The organism is Glycomyces lechevalierae (assembly GCF_027622945.1).
GTDB lineage: Bacteria > Actinomycetota > Actinomycetes > Mycobacteriales > Micromonosporaceae > Glycomyces > Glycomyces rutgersensis.
Genome location: NZ_JAPZVQ010000013.1, coordinates 1 through 14,686, shown reverse-complemented (window position 1 = coordinate 14,686; position 14,686 = coordinate 1). Strand labels below are relative to the sequence as shown.

At 69.7% G+C, this 14,686-nt stretch carries 16 protein-coding genes; 5 read left to right on the top strand and 11 right to left on the bottom strand.

Annotated elements, in window-relative coordinates:
• Positions 1-10: 10 nt before the first annotated feature.
• From O2L01_RS18630 to O2L01_RS18620, 3 genes are all read left to right on the top strand, one after another.
• Positions 11-1,921 (top strand): beta-galactosidase, encoded by a 1,911-nt coding sequence (locus O2L01_RS18630; protein WP_270123519.1) that lies wholly within the window; start codon positions 11-13, stop codon positions 1,919-1,921.
• Between the two features lie 101 nt (positions 1,922-2,022).
• Positions 2,023-3,624 carry an MDR family MFS transporter gene (locus O2L01_RS18625; protein WP_270123518.1) on the top strand — a complete coding sequence of 534 codons (1,602 nt, stop codon included), beginning with the start codon at positions 2,023-2,025 and terminating at the stop codon, positions 3,622-3,624.
• 35 nt (positions 3,625-3,659) lie between these two features.
• Positions 3,660-4,274, top strand: coding sequence for an NADPH-dependent F420 reductase (locus O2L01_RS18620; RefSeq protein ID WP_270123517.1), 615 nt, complete (start codon positions 3,660-3,662; stop codon positions 4,272-4,274).
• A 34-nt stretch (positions 4,275-4,308) separates the two neighbouring features.
• Here the strand turns inward: O2L01_RS18620 and O2L01_RS18615 are convergent, their stop codons facing one another.
• Positions 4,309-4,680, bottom strand: a complete 372-nt coding sequence (locus O2L01_RS18615) for a winged helix-turn-helix transcriptional regulator (RefSeq protein ID WP_270123516.1) — start codon at positions 4,678-4,680, stop codon at positions 4,309-4,311.
• Between the two features lie 116 nt (positions 4,681-4,796).
• Between O2L01_RS18615 and O2L01_RS18610 the strand changes: the two genes are divergently transcribed.
• Positions 4,797-5,267, top strand: coding sequence for a luciferase domain-containing protein (locus tag O2L01_RS18610; protein WP_270123515.1), 471 nt, complete (start codon positions 4,797-4,799; stop codon positions 5,265-5,267).
• Here O2L01_RS18610 and O2L01_RS18605 read toward each other — a convergent pair.
• The 10 genes from O2L01_RS18605 to O2L01_RS18560 form a co-directional block, all read right to left on the bottom strand.
• Positions 5,264-6,016 (bottom strand): CPBP family intramembrane glutamic endopeptidase, encoded by a 753-nt coding sequence (locus O2L01_RS18605; RefSeq protein WP_270123514.1) that lies wholly within the window; start codon positions 6,014-6,016, stop codon positions 5,264-5,266. The two genes, O2L01_RS18610 and O2L01_RS18605, sit on opposite strands and share 4 nt — an antisense overlap.
• Before the next feature lie 63 nt (positions 6,017-6,079).
• Positions 6,080-6,736 (bottom strand): acVLRF1 family peptidyl-tRNA hydrolase, encoded by a 657-nt coding sequence (locus tag O2L01_RS18600; protein WP_270123513.1) that lies wholly within the window; start codon positions 6,734-6,736, stop codon positions 6,080-6,082.
• Between the two features lie 38 nt (positions 6,737-6,774).
• Entirely contained in the window at positions 6,775-7,113 is a 339-nt protein-coding gene (locus O2L01_RS18595; RefSeq protein ID WP_205325677.1) for a metal-sulfur cluster assembly factor, read from the bottom strand.
• On the bottom strand, positions 7,110-7,568 hold the full coding sequence (gene sufU, locus O2L01_RS18590; protein WP_270123512.1) for a Fe-S cluster assembly sulfur transfer protein SufU: 459 nt from the start codon (positions 7,566-7,568) through the stop codon (positions 7,110-7,112). The genes O2L01_RS18595 and sufU overlap by 4 nt, the downstream gene beginning before the upstream one ends.
• Positions 7,568-8,836, bottom strand: a complete 1,269-nt coding sequence (locus O2L01_RS18585; RefSeq protein WP_270123511.1) for a cysteine desulfurase — start codon at positions 8,834-8,836, stop codon at positions 7,568-7,570. Before O2L01_RS18585 ends, sufU begins: the two co-directional genes overlap by 1 nt.
• A 20-nt stretch (positions 8,837-8,856) precedes the next feature.
• Positions 8,857-9,618 carry a Fe-S cluster assembly ATPase SufC gene (gene sufC, locus O2L01_RS18580; protein ID WP_270123510.1) on the bottom strand — a complete coding sequence of 254 codons (762 nt, stop codon included), beginning with the start codon at positions 9,616-9,618 and terminating at the stop codon, positions 8,857-8,859.
• A gap of 11 nt (positions 9,619-9,629) precedes the next feature.
• The gene (locus O2L01_RS18575) at positions 9,630-9,968 is read right to left on the bottom strand and encodes a non-heme iron oxygenase ferredoxin subunit (RefSeq protein ID WP_270123509.1); all 339 of its coding nucleotides are present in this window, start codon (positions 9,966-9,968) and stop codon (positions 9,630-9,632) included.
• Entirely contained in the window at positions 9,965-11,182 is a 1,218-nt protein-coding gene (sufD, locus tag O2L01_RS18570) for a Fe-S cluster assembly protein SufD (protein WP_270123508.1), read from the bottom strand. The genes O2L01_RS18575 and sufD overlap by 4 nt, the downstream gene beginning before the upstream one ends.
• 75 nt (positions 11,183-11,257) lie before the next feature.
• Positions 11,258-12,691 (bottom strand): Fe-S cluster assembly protein SufB, encoded by a 1,434-nt coding sequence (sufB, locus tag O2L01_RS18565; RefSeq protein WP_270123507.1) that lies wholly within the window; start codon positions 12,689-12,691, stop codon positions 11,258-11,260.
• Between the two features lie 27 nt (positions 12,692-12,718).
• Complete coding sequence (locus tag O2L01_RS18560; protein WP_270123506.1) at positions 12,719-13,450, bottom strand: helix-turn-helix transcriptional regulator; 732 nt, start codon at positions 13,448-13,450, stop codon at positions 12,719-12,721.
• Positions 13,451-13,615: 165 nt separating this feature from the next.
• On the opposite strand from O2L01_RS18560, the gene O2L01_RS18555 reads away from it, so the two are divergent.
• The coding region (locus tag O2L01_RS18555) for a COX15/CtaA family protein (RefSeq protein WP_270123504.1) at positions 13,616-14,686 on the top strand (1,071 nt) is incomplete at its 3' end.

The window sequence follows — 14,686 nt, the reverse complement described above, 5'->3', positions numbered from 1 at the left end:
GGAGCACCCCATGGACTGGCCCAAAGGCGTCGAAGGCCTGAGTTACGGCGGCGACTACAACCCCGAGCAGTGGCCCGAAGAGGTCTGGGACGACGACGTCATGCTGATGCGCGAGGCGGGTGTGAACCTCGTCAGCGTGGGCGTGTTCTCCTGGGCCCGGCTGGAGCCGCGCGAGGGCGAGTACGACTTCGGGTGGCTCGACACGGTGCTGGACAAGCTGCACGCGGGCGGCATCGCGGTGAACCTGGCGACCCCGACGGCGTCGCCGCCGCCGTGGTTCACGCTGGCCCACCCGGAAGCGCTGAACACGCGGCCCGATGGGGTGCGGCAGGTGCACGGTTCGCGCGACACGTACGACATCTGCGCGCCGGCCTACCGGGAGGCGTCCCGGGCGATCGCGGCGAAGCTGGCCGAGCGGTACGCGGAGCACCCGGCGCTGGCGATGTGGCACGTGCACAACGAGTACGGCTCGTCGACGTTCTCGGAGCACGCCGAGCGGGCGTTCCGCGTGTGGCTGCAGGAGAAGTACTCGACGCTCGACGCGTTGAACGCGGCGTGGTGGGGCTCGTTCTGGAGCCAGCACTACGGCGAGTGGGAGCAGATCCTCGCTCCGCGGGCGACGCAGTACCTCTCGAATCCGGCGCACGAGCTCGACTTCAAGCGGTTCACGTCGGACGCGATGCTGGAGCACTTCAAGGAGCAGCGCGAGATCCTGCGGGCGGCGAACCCGGACATTCCGATCACCACGAACTTCGTGTTCGGGCAGTGGGTCCCGGTCGACCCCTGGAAGTGGGCGTCCGAAGTGGACCTGGTGGCGTTCGACTCGTACCCGTCCGCGCCGGACGAGCGCGCCGAGCAGCAGGTCGCTCTGCACGCCGACCTGTGCCGGTCCTGGGCGGGCGGCGGGGACTGGCTCCTGATGGAGCAGGCCGCCGGGACCCTCCACTCCAAGGACGGCCGGATCGCCAAGTCCCCGGGCCGCATGGCCCGCCACTCGATGATCCACATCAGCCGCGGTTCCAAGGGCGCCATGTTCTTCCAGTGGCGGGCCGGGCGCGGCGGCGCCGAGCAGTGGCACTCCGCGCTCCTCCCCCACGCGGGCAAGAACACCCGCGTGTTCCGGGAGGTCACCGAGTTCGGGAACACGCTGCCCGGGATCGCGCACACCGTGGCCGAGCCGGTCGAGACGGACGTCGCGATCCTGTGGAGCCCCGAGTCGTGGTGGGCCACCGGCGGCGGCGCGCACCTGCCCGGCCCCGTCGACTACCTCGAGAACGTCGCCCAGATCCACCGCGTGCTGCGCGACCGCGGCGTCGTCGCCGACTTCGCCGCCCCCGAGGGCGACCTCTCGAAGTACAAGACCGTGATCGCGCCGACCACCTACGTGCTCAGCCGGGCCGGGGCCGAGAACCTGCGCTGGTTCACCGCCGGCGGCGGGCGGCTCGTCGCCTCGTACCTCACGGGTGCGGTGGACGAGCACTGCCAGGTGTGGCTCGACGGGTACCTCGGCGGCATGACCGACCTGTTCGGCATCCGCGTCACCGAGCACCTGCCCCAGCCCGCCGGGGAGCCGCGGGCGCTGTGGAACTTCGGTGCGGCCGAGCGGTTCTGCGAGCTCGTGGAGCTGCGCGGCGCCCAGTGCGTCACGCAGTACGCCACGGGCGACGTGATCGAGAACCAGCCCGCCGTCACGGTGAACCCGTTCGGCGAGGGCGAGGCCTGGTACGTGTCCTGCAAGCTCGTAGACGACGCGTGGGACCGCCTCTTCGAGGAGCTCAAGCTCAGCGGCCCCGGCCGCCCCGGCCTCGACGTGGTCGACCGCGGCCCCTGGCGGTTCATCATCAACCACACCGAGCGGGAGGCGCAGGTCGGGAACGTCATCGTGCCCGCCGGTTCCTGGGCCGTCGACGGCAAGCGCTGACGGCGGCCGAAAGACGGAGTCCAAGAAGGAAGTGCTGACCAGCGCCCCCGAATGAGTCGTTTCGGCCCGCCTCCGCGGAGGCGGGCCCTACGCTCACCGGCATGGGCGACAACGCGTGGACCGGTCAGCGCCTCCAGCGAGGCGAACTGGCGACCCTGTTCGGCGCGCTGATGCTGACGGTGTTCCTCGCCGCGCTCGACCAGACCATCGTCGGCACCGCGCTGCCCACCATCGTGGGCGACCTCAACGGCATGTCCGAGTACACGTGGGTCGTCACCGCCTACCTCATCGCCACCGCCGCCTCGACCCCGCTGTACGGGAAGCTCTCCGACCTCTACGGCCGTCGCCCGATCATCCTGATGGCCATCGCGATCTTCCTCGCCGCGTCCGCGCTCGCCGGGATCTCGCAGACCATGCTGCAGCTCATCCTCTTCCGCGGCCTCCAGGGCCTGGGCGCGGGCGGCCTCATGACCCTCGCCTTCACCATCGTCTCCGACGTCCTCCCGCCCCGTGAACGCGGCAAGTACCAGGGGCTCTTCGGCGCCGTCTTCGCCGTGGCCTCAGTGGCCGGCCCTGTGCTCGGCGGCTGGCTCGCCGAGGTCGACTGGCGCTGGATCTTCTACATCAACCTGCCCACGGGCCTCGTCGCGCTCGTCGCCGTCAACTCGGTCCTGCGCAGGCACCCCGTCCCGACCCGGCAGCACAAGATCGACTACCTCGGCGCCGGGCTCCTCGTCCCCGCCGTCGTCTGCCTGCTCTTGGCCGTCACGTGGGGCGGCAAGGAGTACGCCTGGTCCTCGCCGGTGATCGTCTCCCTGCTCGCCGCCGCCGGCGTCCTCGCCGTCGTCTTCGTCTGGGCCGAGACCCGCGCTTCGGAGCCGATCCTGCCGCTCCACATGTTCAGGCAGGGCACCTTCACCCTCGCCACCGTGATCGCGCTCGTCTTCGGCATCGCCATGTTCGCCGGGATCGTCTACATCCCGCTGTTCTTCCAGATGGTCCGCGGCTACACGCCCACCCAATCAGGGCTGCTCATGCTGCCCATGATGAGCGGCATCGTGCTCAGCTCGATCGCCTCGGGCTTCTTCATCTCGCGGGTCGGGCGCTACAAGTGGTTCCTCGTCGCCGGATCGGTGATCACCACGATCGGGCTCATCCTCTTCACACAGCTGCACCTCGACACGCCCCTGTGGCAGAGCTCCACCTACATGCTGGTGCTCGGCCTCGGCATGGGCCTGTTCATGCAGCCGCTCGTGCTCGCCATGCAGAACATCGTCACCATGGCCGACCTCGGGGTCGCCACCAGCACCAACACCTTCGCCCGCACCCTCGGCGGCGCCATCGGCACCAGCATCCTCGGCGCGGTCATGAACGCCACTCTCGACACCGAGCTCACGGCGAACCTGCCCGCCGCCCTCGCGCGGCTCTCACCGGAAGAGGCGGCGGGCTTCAGCACCGACGACCTCGCCGCGATCACCCAATCGCCCACCGCCATCGCCGCCCTTCCCGACCCGATCCGGTCGGTCGTGCAGCACGCCTTCACCGACGGCCTCGACGACGTCTTCCTCGTCGCCGCCTGCATCACCGCCACCTGCATCGTCCTCACCCTCCTCCTCCCGAACCTGACCCTGCACGGCGACGAGCACCGCCGCGACGACCCCGAGACCGCGGCCCACGAGATCCGCGCCGACACCTCGCCCTGACGACGCTCCGAACAGTCCGAACACGAGGAGGAACCATGGAAGTACTGATCATCGGCGCCGGCGACATGTCCCGCGGCATCGGACTGCGGCTCGTGCGCGGCGGCCACCAGGTGCGCATCGCCGACCGCGACCCCGACCAGGCCGCGGACCTCGCCGAGGACCTGGGCGACAGCGCCTCGGGCGAAGGCCTCGACAGCGCCGCCGGCGCCGAGGTCGTCATCCTCGCGATGCCCTACGAGGGCAACAAGGAGATCGCAGGGCTGTGGGCCGACCAGCTCAAAGGCAAGATCGTCGTCGACATCTGCAACCCGGTCGACTACGACACCCTCGACGGCCTCGTCACCCCGCCCGGCAAGTCCGCGGCCGACGAGATCGCCGAGGCCGCGCCGGGAGCGAAGGTCGTCAAGGCCTTCAACACCACCTTCTCGTCCCGCCTCGCCAACACCGGCCGGCTCGACGTCTTCATCGCGGGCGACGACGCCGACGCTCGCAAGCAGATCGCGAGCCTCTGCACCGACGCCGACCTGCGTCCCATCGACGTGGGCGGCCGCAAGCACGCACTCGCGCTCGAGGCCTTCCAACTGCTGCACATGAAGGTCCAGGGCGAGATCGAGGGCAACTGGTCCACCGCGCTCACCTTCGCGCCCTAGCTCAGGCCCCGGGCCGGCGCGGCCGGTCCGGGGCTCACCGCTCCCCCGCCTCCCGGTCGAACCGCTCGCGGGCGGCCGCCACGTAGCCGCGATGCGCCTCCGCCCAACCGATCAGCGTCGCCACCTCCACCGCCAGGGTCTCCCCCACGGGGGTCAGCTCGTAGTCCACGCGCGGCGGCGACGTCGGCGTCACCGTCCGCGTCACCAGGCCGTCCCGCTCCAGGCTCCGCAACGTCACCGTCAGCATCCGCTGCGAGACGCCTTCCACGGTGCGCCGCAGATCCGAGTAGCGCTGCGGTCCGCCGATGAGCCGCGCCATGGTCAGCAGGCTCCACTTGTCGCCGATCCGGTCCAGGACGTCCCTCACACCGCAGATCCGGTCCCCGTCCGCGAGCTGCTGACGCACATCGAGGTGCGTTGGGCTGGAAGAAGTGCCGTCTTGTGCCATCGCCTGGCGCCTCCAATACTCGACCGAGGAGAGCCAACGTACTCCCAGTACGTTGCGACGAAAAGGAGACCGCCATGCCGACCGCCACCGACTGGCCCGCCCGCCGCGGGGAACGCCCCGCCACCACGGGCCTCGAGATCCCGCACGACCAGCTCGACCAGTTCTCCCCGCCGGAGATCCGCGCCGCCCTCGCGGCGCACGCCGAGGCGCTTCCGGGCGTATTCACCGGCCCGAGCCAGGTGTCCGAGCCTTCCTCGCTGGCCTTCCGGCTCCACGACCGAGGCGGCCCCGAGCACGCGTTCCTCATGCCCGGCCTCGACGAGTTCGGGCACCTCCACAAGACCGGCTTCATGCACCTCGTCCTGCCTCGGCCGCTCATCGACGCCCTCGCCCCGCAAGGCTGGCTCGAACCGCACCCGATCACCCGCCGCCCCGGCTTCCCCGACGGCATCGTCATGCTCTACGCCCCGCGCGACGAGGCCGAACTCGAGATCGCGATCGCCGCGGTCACGGCCTCGTACGAGCAGGCCGCCGGAAAGCCCTAGCGGCCGGGGCGTCCCACCGGGATGAGCGGCGCCCCGGTCGGGGCGTCCTTCCGGCCTCGGAGGAGCCAGAGGCCGAAGGCGAGCAGGCTCAACGTGATCGCGATGTGCATCGCGAACGGGACCGGCGCCTCGGTGAGGACCTGCGTGAAGTCGCTCGCGGCGTGGACCAGGATCAGCGGCAGCACCCACGCGAAGCGGGCCTGGTAGGCGCCCAGCGCGAACCCGTAGACGCCCGAGATCACCAGGATCACCAGCACGTCCTCGGCCGACGGATCGCCGGTCGCCAGCAGCGACAGGTGCTGCAGCCCGAACATGACACCCGCCAGCGCGACCGCCGGGGCCACCCGGAAGGCCGTGCGGAGCGTCTGCAGCACCGCGACCCGCGAGGTCAGCTCCTCGTTGACGCCGACGAGCAGCAGCGTGAGCGCCCAGAGCCCGTACCCGGGCTCCTCCGGCCCGAAGCCGCCCGGGTACACGACCCAGATGAGGGCCTCGATCACGAAGGGCAGCAGGAGGAGTGCCGCGCGCTTGGAGCGCCACAGGACCGCGATGCCGGTATGCGACCACAGCCGCAGCCAGGTGACGACCGCGGCGGCGAAGACCGCGCACACGGCGTTGGCGAACAGCCCTTGGTACCAGCCGTGAATGCCGAGGTCGGGGGCGATGGCGAGCGATCCGACGATGAGCCCGAAGCGGACCAGTTGGATCGCGACGGCGAGCAGGAGGGCTCGGAGGGGCGTGCTGCGCATCGGCAGTGTCCTTCGTGGAGGGGCGTGAAGGCTCAGTGTAGGACGCGGGCGCCCGCGGGCGCACTACGCCGAAAGGCGGATGCGGAAACCTATGGCGCGGTAGGCGGTCTCGGTGAGGAGGGCCTGCTTGGGTTCGGGGATGTCGCCGAAGTGGACGGCGGGGCGGAGGGCGGCGAGGCGGGCGTCTTCGAGGATGCCTTCCACGGGCCCGCCGGTGACGAGGGTGTCGTATTCGGCGGCGCCGAGGACGGCGAAGACGGCGTCGCGGGCGCGTTTCTCGGCGGCTTTGGCCTGGCCGTCGCGGCGGCGGGCGAAGCGCTGCTGGGACTGGCCTCCGGCCTTGGTCTTGCCTTGGACGTAGGCGGTGTCGGTCTTGGAGGCGAGGATGCGGCCGTCGGCGAGGACGCCCACGGAGTAGGCGCTCTTGCGGGCGAGGAGCACGGCGATGCGGCGCGGTTCGAGCGCGTACTCGCGCAGGTGCTCGGCGGCTTTCAGCGGGTCGTCGTCGAGGAGCCAGTCGGCGGGGAGGCCGCCGGCCAGTGTCCAGACGACACTGGCCGACGTTCCCTCGTTCGATTCGATCGTCCAGGCGTTGCCCTCGGCATGATGGGTCGCGATGCCGCCGTTGCGTTCGGCGAAGTTCGCGACCCAGCGCGGGAGGCGTTCGGGTTCGACCTCGACGATCCTGCCGCCGCCTGAGGCGGGGCGCGTCTTCACCATTTACACATTGCTGCGCTCATCGTTCAAGTCTGACTTCGTCAGACATTGAACCCCAGCGCACGGAGCTGGTCGCGGCCGTCGTCGGTGATCTTGTCGGGGCCCCACGGCGGGATCCACACCCAGTTGATCTTGAGGTCGGCGGCGAGGCCGCCCTCGGGGCCGCTGCACAGGGCGGAGCGGGACTGGTCCTCGATGACGTCCGTCAGCGGGCAGGCCGCCGAGGTGAGGGTCATGTCGAGGGTGACCACGTTCTGCTCGTCCACGTGCACGCCGTAGATGAGGCCGAGGTCGACCACGTTGATGCCCAGCTCGGGGTCGACGACGTCTTTCATGGCCTCGAGGATGTCGTCCTCTTTGGCCTTCACGGTGTCGGTCATGCGTCGGTCCTTCCGGGGATCGAGGCTTCTGCGCGGACCAGGGCGTCCTGGAACGCCTTCCAGCCCAGCAGCGCGCACTTGACGCGCATCGGGTACTTCGAGACGCCCGCGAACGCGACGGCGTCCTCAAGGGACTCCTCGTCGCCCTCGGACTGGCCCTTGGAGTTCATCAGCTCGGTGAACTCGGCCAGCTTCGCCAGCGCGTCGTCAACGGTGGCGCCGTTGATCAGCTCGTACATGACGGAGGCGGAGGCCTTGGAGATGGAGCAGCCGACGTTGTCGTAGGAGACGTCGGCGACCTTGTCGCCCTCCACGTGGACCCGGAGGGTGATCTCGTCGCCGCAGGTCGGGTTGACCTGGTGCGACTCGCCCTCGTAGGGTTCGCGGAGGCCGGCGCCGCGCGGGCGCTTGTAGTGGTCCAGGATGACTTCCTGGTAGAGCTCGTCGAGATTCATCAGCCGAACACCTTTCGCACCTGGCCCAACGCCTCCACGAGTCGGTCTATTTCCTCGTGAGTGTTGTAGATGTACCCGGAAGCGCGCGTGGTGGCGTTGACACCGAAGCGTTCGCAGGTGGGTTTGGCGCAGTGGTGGCCGACCCGGACGGCGATGCCCTCGGCGTCGAGGATCTGCCCGACGTCGTGGGGGTGGACCCCTTCGAAGGTGAAGGAGACCGTGGCGCCGCGCCCGATCGGGACGCGCGGGCCGATGATCTCGAGCCCGTCGACCGTTTCGAGGCGGTCGAGCATGTACGCGACGTACGCCTTCTCGTGGGCGCGCACGTTGGCCATGCCGAGCTTGTCGAGGTAGTCGACGGCGGCGGCGAGGCCCACGGCTTCGGCGATCGGCGGCGTGCCGGCCTCGAACTTCGCGGGCGCGTCGGCGAACGTGGTGTGCTCCATGGTGACGGTCTTGATCATGGAGCCGCCCGTGAGGAACGGCGGCATGGCGTCGAGCAGTTCCGCTCTCGCCCACAGGACGCCGATGCCGGTGGGTCCGAGCATCTTGTGGCCGGTGAAGGCGATGAAGTCGACGCCGAGCTCGGTCACGTCCACGGGAAGGTGCGGGACGGACTGGGAGGCGTCGAGGCCGACGAGGGCGCCGACTTCGCGGGCGCGCCGGGTGATCTGCGAGGTCGGGTTGACCGTGCCGAGCAGGTTGGCGACGTGGACGAAGGAGACGACCTTGCAGCGTTCGGTGATGACCTCGTCGACGGTGTCGATGTCGAGGCGGCCGGCGTCGGTGATGCCGATCCACTTCAGCGTCGCCCCGGTGCGCAGCGCGAGCTGCTGCCACGGGATGAGGTTGGCGTGGTGCTCCATCTCGGTCACGACGATCTCGTCGCCGGGCCCGATGCGGAAGCGCGGGTCGGCCGACGGGTCGAGCGCGGCGTTCTGGAAGGCGTAGGCCATCAGGTTGATCGACTCGGTGGAGTTCTTGGTGAACACCACCTCGTCGGGGCTCGGGGCGCCGATGAACGCGGCGACCTTGGCGCGGGCGCCTTCGTAGGCCTCCGTGGCCTCGGCACCGAGCGTGTGGACCGAGCGCGAGATGTTCGCGTTCGAGTGCTCGGTGAAGCGGCGCATGGCGTCCTCGACCTGGACGGGTTTCTGCGAGGTCGCGGCCGAGTCGAGGTAGGCCAGCGTCTTGTCCCCGATCCTGCGCTGCAGGATCGGGAAGTCGGCGCGAATGGCTTCGACGTCGAGCTTGCTTGCAGCCTCCACGGGCTCCTTCTTCCTGTTGGCTAGGCGGCCTTCGCGCCGACGTAGGACTCGTAGCCTTCGGCTTCGAGCTTGTCGGCGAGTTCGGGCCCGCCCTCTTCGGCGATCTTGCCGTCGACGAAGACGTGGACGAAGTCGGGCTTCACGTACCGCAGGATGCGCGTGTAGTGCGTGATGAGCAGGACGCCCGGGTTGCTCGTGGCCTTGGCGTGGTTGATGCCCTCGGAGACGATGCGGAGGGCGTCGACGTCGAGGCCGGAGTCGGTCTCGTCGAGGATGGCCATCTTGGGCTTGAGCAGCTCCATCTGCAGAATCTCATGCCGCTTCTTCTCGCCGCCGGAGAATCCCTCGTTGACGTTGCGGTTGATGAACGCCTCGTCCATCTTCAGCTCGGCCATCGCGCCCTTGAGGTCCTTCATCCAGGTGCGGATCTTGGGGGCCTCGCCGTCGACGGCGGTCTTGGCGGTGCGCAGGAAGTTGGAGACCGAGACGCCGGGGACCTCGACCGGGTACTGCATGGCGAGGAAGAGGCCGGCGCGGGCGCGCTCGTCGACGCTCATGGCGAGGACGTCCTCGCCGTCGAGGAGGACTTCGCCGCCGGTGATCTCGTACTTCGGGTGCCCGGCCAGGGAGTAGGCGAGGGTCGACTTGCCGGAGCCGTTGGGGCCCATGATGGCGTGCGTCTCGCCGGAGCTGATGGTGAGGTCGACGCCGTGCAGGATCGGCTTGGCGCCCTCGTCGGTGTTGACCGAGACGTGCAGGTCGCGGATCTCGAGCTTGCTCATGACTAATTCCTTCAGGCGTTTTCGGTGGTCTTGGGTTTCAGGCTGAGGTAGACGTCGCCGTCGCGGACCTCGATCGGGTAGGTCCGGACCGGCTCCGTGGCGGGCGGGCCGGACGGTTTGCCGGTGCGCAGGTCGAAGGTCGACCCGTGGAGCCAGCATTCGATCGAGCAGTCCTCGACGTCGCCCTCGGAGAGCGCCACGGCCGCGTGGGAGCACTCGTCGTGGAGGGCGAACGCCTCCTCGCCCCGGCGCACGAGCACGATCGACGTGCCGTGGATGTCGGCCGCGACGGCCTCGCCCTCCGGCAGTTCGTCGAGCGCGCACACACGCAGGAAATCGTTGTCGGTCATGCGGTGGCACCGGCCTCGAGGTCCTCGGGAGCCAGGAACTTTCCGGCGTCGAGGCGGGCGACGACGAGCTCGGTGAGCTCCTCGCGCAGGTCCTCGTCCGGGATCTTCTGGATGATCTCGTTGAAGAAGCCCTTGACGACCAGGCGGCGGGCCTCGGCCTCGGGGATGCCGCGCGACTGGAGGTAGAACAGGTGCTCCTCGTCGAAGCGGCCGGTCGCCGAGGCGTGGCCGGCGCCGACGATCTCGCCGGTCTCGATCTCCAGGTTGGGGACCGAGACGGCGCGGGCGCCGTCGGAGAGGACGAGGTTGCGGTTGATCTCGTACGTGTCGGTGCCGGTGGCGGCGTCCTGGATGAGGACGTCGCCGACCCACACGGTGCGCGCGGTCTCGCCCTGGAGGGCGCCGCGGTAGTTCACGTTCGAGCGGCAGTCGGGCACGGAGTGGTCCACGAGCTGGCGGTGCTCGAGGTGCTGCTCGGCGTCGGCGAAGTAGAGGCCGAAGGCGTCCACGGAGCCGCCGCGGCCGGCGTAGTCGACCGACAGGTACTGGCGGACCAGGTCGCCGCCGAGCGTGACGGCGATGTGGTCGAGCTTGGCGTCGCGGCCGAGGCGGGCCTTCTGGTGCTCGACGTGGGTGGCCTCGCGGTCCCATTCGGCGACCACGACGAGGCGCAGGTGCGCGCCGTCGCCGACAGAGATCTCGACGTTGTCGCCGAGGCGGGCCTGGCCGGTGTGGCGCACGATGAGCGTGACGTCGGCGTGGTGGCCGACCTCGATGTACGTGTGCGCCCAGGTGGCGCCGTCGAGGCCGCCGCCGGTGACGTCGAGCCACACGGTCTCGGACACGCTGGTCTCGGGCGCGACGGCGACGAGCAGGGCCTTCTCGGTCTTGGCCCAGGCGACCGCGCTGGGGCGGTCGAACGGGGTCAGGATCGAGCCCAGGCGCTTGTCGTCCTTGCCGACGGCTTCGGCGGTGACCCCCGCGGGCAGGCTGCGGATCGCGTACTCGGCGGCCTTGGCGGCCGCGGCGGTCTCGACGCTGTCGAGTCCGGCGAGGCGCTTGATCGGCGTGTACCGCCAGTCCTCTTCACGGCCGGTGAGGGCCGGGAAGTCCGCGGGCTCGAACGAGCGCAGCAGCTGCGACTTCGTCTTCGGGGGCACCTCGCCGAGGCCGTGGGTGTGCGGCTTGGCGCCGGTGGCCAATTCGATGCTCATGAAATCTCTCTGGTTCCTATCATTCCCACTCAGCCGGTGATGGTTCGGGAAGCACGCTGGCGCGCTTCCCGGCCGTCATCCGACGGCGCCTTCCATTTGCAGCTCGATCAGGCGGTTGAGCTCGAGGGCGTACTCCATCGGGAGTTCCTTCGCGATGGGCTCGATGAAGCCGCGGACGATCATCGCCGCCGCCTCGTCCTCGGTCAGGCCTCGGCTCATGAGGTAGAACATCTGGTCCTCGCCGATCTTGGAGACCGTCGCCTCGTGGCCCATGTCGACGTCGTCCTCGCGGATGTCGACGTACGGGTACGTGTCCGAGCGCGAGATGGTGTCGACCAGCAGCGCGTCGCACTTCACGGTGGACTTGGAGTGGTACGAGCCCTCGTTGACCTGCACGAGGCCGCGGTACGAGGTGCGCCCGCCGCCGCGCGAGATCGACTTCGACACGATGGTCGAGGAGGTGTTCGGGGCGGCGTGGGTCATCTTCGCGCCGGTGTCCTGGTGCTGGCCCTCGCCGGCCATGGCGACCGACAGGACCTCGCCCTTGGCGTGTTCGCCGACCATGACCACGGCCGGGTACTTCATGGTGACCTTGGAGCCGAGGTTGCCGTCGACCCATTCCATGGTCGCGCCCTGCTCGGCGATCGCGCGCTTGGTGACCAGGTTGTAGACGTTCGACGACCAGTTCTGGATCGTGGTGTAGCGGACGCGGGCGTCCTTCTTCACGATGATCTCGACGACCGCGGAGTGCAGCGAGTCCGAGGAGTACACCGGGGCGGTGCAGCCCTCGATGTAGTGCACGAACGAGCCTTCGTCGGCGATGATGAGCGTGCGCTCGAACTGGCCCATGTTCTCGGTGTTGATCCGGAAGTAGGCCTGGAGCGGGATGTCCACGTGGACGCCCTTGGGCACGTAGATGAACGAGCCGCCCGACCAGGTCGCGGTGTTGAGCGCGGCGAACTTGTTGTCGCCCACCGGGATCACGGAGCCGAAGTACTCCTTGAAGATCTCCGGGTGCTCGCGCAGGCCCGTGTCGGTGTCCATGAAGATGACGCCCTGCTGCTCCAGGTCCTCGCGGATGGAGTGGTAGAGCACCGTGGACTCGTACTGGGCGGCGACGCCGGAGACGAGCTGCTGGCGCTCGGCCTCGGGGATGCCCAGCTTGTCGTAGGTCTTCTTGATGTCCTCGGGCAGGTCCTCCCAGGACTCGGCCTGGCGCTCGGAGGCCTCGACGTAGTACTTGATGTTGTCGAAGTCGATCCCGGACAGGTCGGCGCCCCAGTTGGGCATCGGCTTGCGGCCGAAGAGTTTGAGGCCCTTCAGTCGCAGGTCGAGCATCCACTCGGGTTCGTTCTTGCGCGCGGAGATGTCGCGGACGACCTCTTCGGTCAGACCGCGGCGCGCGTTCGCACCGGCGGCGTCCGAGTCGGCCCAGCCGTACTCGTACCGCTCCAGGGAGGCGAGTGCCTCGGCCTGGCTCAGCGGTTCGCTCTTCTGCGTGTCGGTCATCTCAAGTCTCACCTTTGACCTGTCGGGTTATCGGTCTGCGCGTTCGGGGTCGGGCAGCGGCACCGGGCCGCTTCCACCGCTCGCGCCCGTGGCCTGCCGGCCCCGGTTCGTGCCGGGAACGTGGGTGGTGCACACCCCGTCCCCGTTGGCGATCGTCGCCAGCCGCTGGACGTGGACGCCCAGCAGGCGGCTGATCACCCGCGTCTCCGCCTCGCACAGCTGCGGGAACTCCGCGGCCACGCCCGCCACCGGGCAGTGGTGCTGGCAGATCTGCCCGCCCGAGGCGATGACCGACGCCGTGGCGGCGTAGCCCTCGCCCGACATGGCGGTGGCCAGCGCCTGCGCGCGTGCCATCGAGTCGTCCGAGTCGACCGCGTCCATGGCGGCCCGGCAGCGGGCCTCCAGGCGCGCGACCTGCTCGGCGGCGAAGCCGCCGACGGCGTCCTCGCCTTCGAAGCGGCGGATCCAGCGCAGCGCCTCCATCGCGAGGTCGTCGTAGGTGTGGCCGAAGCTGGTGCGGGCGGCGGGCGTGAGCTGGTAGCTCTTGGCGGGCCGTCCGCGTCCGGAGGTCCTGACCACGCGGGTCTCGACCTGGCCTTCGGCTTCCATGGCGTCCAGATGGCGGCGGGTGGCGGTGGCGGTGATGCCGAGGTCGTGCGCGAGGTCGGCGGCCGTGGCTTGGCCGCGTTCGAGCAGCAACCGGGTCACTCGGCGGCGGGTCTCCCCGTCCGTCGAGTGGCTGGTAGCCCTCGTCACCATTTCCACAAGGTAAATGTTACTTAATTCGAATGGGCGCGTCGAGACGGCCACCGGTGAGACGGGGCACGCAGGTTTGCCTAACCTCACACTCCCCGGGTGTCGTCCCAGCCCACACTGCGAGACCCGGCCCGAATGCCGGTGCGGGCGCAAGGATAAATTCGCGGCGTGAACCTGTTGCAGCGGTGGTTTGGGGCCCCGGGCGCGGTGCGCCGGTGGGCGCTCGCGAGCGTGATCGCGAACGTCGGCATCATCGTGACCGGCGGCGCGGTGCGGCTGACCGAGTCGGGCCTGGGCTGCCCGGAGTGGCCCAAATGCACCACCGACTCGCTGGTGGCGACCCCTGAGATGGGGATCTACGGGGCGATCGAGTTCGGGAACCGGGTGCTGACCTGGGTGCTCGTCGCGATCGCGATCGGCGCCCTGGTGGCGGCGTGGCGGCGGATCCCGCAGCGGTCGTCGCTGGTGAAGCTGGCGTTCGGCGCGTGCCTGTACGTGCCGGTCCAGGCGATCCTCGGCGGCATCACGGTCTGGACGGGCCTGAACCCGTGGGTCGTGGGCGCGCACTTCCTGGCGTCGATCCCGCTGGTGGCGCTCTCGGTGGCGCTGTACGTGCGCTCGGGCGAGCCCGACGGCGACGTGGTGCCCCTGGTCCCCCACCCGGTGCGGCTCCTCGCACGCGGGCTCGTGGGCGTGGCGTTCGCGGTGATCGTGCTCGGCGTCGTGGTGACCGGCTCCGGCCCGCACGCGGGCGACGCGGACACGCCCCGCAACGGCCTCGACCCGGCGTTGATGTCGCAGTTCCACGCGGACCTGGTGTGGCTGCTGGTCGGCCTCACGGTGGCGCTGATCGCGGCGCTGCACGCGGTGAAGGCCCCGAACGCCGCGATGCGCGCGGCCTACACGCTGCTCGTGGTCGAGCTCCTGCAGGGCGTCATCGGCTACACCCAGTACTACCTGGACCTGCCCGTGATCCTGGTGGGCCTGCACATGCTCGGCGCCGGCGTCCTGTGGGTCGCCGCCGTCCTGGTGCCCTTCAGCCTGCGCAAGCGCGAGCCGCAGGCGGACGCGATCCCGCTGCACTACGAGATCCACGGCGACCGCGAGGGCGACCGGGGTGCGCAGCATCGCGATGTCCGAGCGGAGGCCGTCGAGCGCGGTGAGCCGGTCGGCCCACTCGCCTTCGACCGTCGCCCGGCCCTCCACCTCCATGCCGAGCTCGGTGAAGAACGCGATGGC